The organism is uncultured Amnibacterium sp., from assembly GCF_964245895.1.
Taxonomy (GTDB): domain Bacteria; phylum Actinomycetota; class Actinomycetes; order Actinomycetales; family Microbacteriaceae; genus Amnibacterium.
Map to the genome: position 1 here is coordinate 1 of NZ_CAXTOQ010000267.1, position 2,145 is coordinate 2,145.

The 2,145-nt window shown below is 74.2% G+C and carries 3 protein-coding genes; 1 reads left to right on the forward strand and 2 read right to left on the reverse strand.

Annotation, left to right across the window (positions count from 1 at the left end):
• Window positions 1–808, reverse strand: an 808-nt coding sequence (locus ACFE60_RS18855) for a hypothetical protein (RefSeq protein WP_375390381.1), incomplete at its 3' end; no start/stop codon positions are given.
• Window positions 809–965: 157 nt separating this feature from the next.
• Here ACFE60_RS18855 and ACFE60_RS18860 point away from each other — a divergent pair.
• Window positions 966–1,553, forward strand: a complete 588-nt coding sequence (locus ACFE60_RS18860) for a helix-turn-helix domain-containing protein (RefSeq protein ID WP_375390382.1) — start codon at window positions 966–968, stop codon at window positions 1,551–1,553.
• 5 nt (window positions 1,554–1,558) lie between these two features.
• Here the strand turns inward: ACFE60_RS18860 and ACFE60_RS18865 are convergent.
• The coding region (locus ACFE60_RS18865) for a C-terminal helicase domain-containing protein (RefSeq protein WP_375390383.1) at window positions 1,559–2,145 on the reverse strand (587 nt) is incomplete at its 5' end.

Sequence of the window (2,145 nt, forward strand, 5' to 3'; positions counted from 1 at the left end):
CGATCGCGAGCCACTCGTCGAGGCCGTCCAGGGGGCTGCCCGTCCGCAGGGCGCCGATGATGCGCGCCCACTCGCCGTGGTCGGAGTAGACCCCGGTCCTCGTGCCGATGCCGCCGGCGGACGGCGGCGAGGTGAACGCCGCGACCATGCCCTCGACGACGGCCTGGTTGAAGCGCTGATCCGTGCTCCAGGTCCGCTCGGCCTCGACGTCGATCCAGAACCGGCGCCGCGCCGGATCCGGCAGGCCGGGGATCGCGGCCGCGTGCTGCGCCATCGCCCAGCCGTACACGTACGCGCAGGCCAGCTCGGTGCGCCCGCCGGCGCAGGTCGTGCCGGTCGACGCCGACCCGAACGCCTCGGGGACCGGGACGACGGTGCCGCCGACGAGGTTCGACGACGGCCAGTCGGGATGCGGCACCCACCGCAGCTCGGGCTTCGTCCACGGGTCAGCGGCCAGCACGAAGAACGCGAGCCGATCCTGGGACGAGCCCCCTGTGGCGGTGGCGGCCCACGCGAGCTCCCGGTCGATGCAGGCGCTCACCGTGCCGGGCAGGCCGTCGTTGACCCCGACGACCACGAACGCCGGCGCCTCCGCGAGGGGCAGCGCACGTCGCGAGCCGTGCGGGGACGCGCACTGCGGCCACGACGCGTCCGACCCCGGCCGCACCCTCGACCAGTCGATCGGCGTCGGGGTGGGCGCGGGCTCGAGCGCATCCGGCACGGCCGTCGCCAGCTGCACGCCGACGACCGCCGCCAGCCCGACGATCACCAGCAGGAGCACCGCCCGGACCGCGGACCGTCGACGCACCCGGAGATCATGCCGTCCGGCGGCGGCGGCGCGCGGCCGACGCGCTGCTCCGACGATCCGTGCACCGGATATGAATTCGAGGAGGAATGCACTGCACTTCTCGCATCTCCTCTACTGGGGCTCACGAAGAATGCGCATTCCCGCTTTCATGAGCGATATGAACGAGCATGCAGCCGCGATGGGCGCGGTGTCGGACGGCGATCTCACGGCGACCCTGATCGGGCAGCGCGTGCAGGAGATCCGGGTCCAGCGGTCGTGGTCGACGCACGACCTCGCGACCCGCATCGGCGTCGCCGACCACGTCGTCCTCGGCGTCGAGTCGGGGGAGCGCGTGCCGACGGTCGAGCTGCTGGTCCGCTTCGCCGCCGCGCTGCTGGTGCCGCCCGGCGACCTGTACCCGTTCGGGGAGCAGCACGCGGGGATCCCGATGCTGCTGCCGATCACCGGCGCACCGGACGGGCCGATGGCGCAGGTCATCGGCGGCGGGCCGGGCAACCCGACCCAGACCTACCTGTACGACCTGCCTGCTGGGCAGGGCGACGGCGGCTTCGGCACCCACCGCGGCCAGGAGCTGATCGTGGTCGTCCACGGCGAGGTCGTCTGCTCCTCGCTCGGCGGTCCGGACGTCGTCGTCCGGCCCGGCCGGTCCTGGGTGGTGGACACCGCCGTGCCGCACGCGATCCGCGCCGGCGACGCCGGGCCGGCCCGCTTCCTGGTGGTCTGCACGGACGACTGCGACGGCTGAGCCGCTCAGCCCCGCGTGAGGCGGAGGAACCCGCTCAGCTCCGCGACGCCCTCGGCGTCACGGGGCAGCGCGCCCGCGAGCTCGGGGGAGTGGACGAGGTGGCTCGCCCACCGCGCGCGCGAGATCGCGACGTTGATGCGGTTCCTCGACAGCACGAAGCCGATCCCGCGCGGCACGTCCGCGGGCGACGACGCGGTGAGCGACACGATGGCGATCACCGCCTCCTGCCCCTGGAACCGGTCGACCGTGCCCACACGGACCCGGGCGAACCCCGCGTCGTCCAGCGTCGCGCGGATCAGCGCCACCTGCGCGTTGAACGGCGCGACGACGATCAGGTCGTCCTGGTCCAGCCGGTCCGCGCGATCGCGGGACGGGTCCCGCCACGCCAGCCCCACGTGCTCGCGGACCAGCCGCAGCACCTCCGCCGCCTCGGCCGCCGACTCGACCGTGTCGCCGGTGTGCTGCACCGGCACGGGGTGCAGGCCGGGTGCCACCCCCTCGAGCGACCGGTCCGTCGTCTCCGGCAGCCGGGAGGTGAGCCGGCCCTCGTAGGACAGCTGCGAGACGGCCGACGTCAGGGCCGGATGCATGC

Excerpts from the sequence above, each read along its gene's own strand:
- ACFE60_RS18860 (WP_375390382.1), top strand. The coding sequence starts at position 966 with ATGAACGAGCATGCAGCCGCGATGGGCGCGGTGTCGGACGGCGATCTC.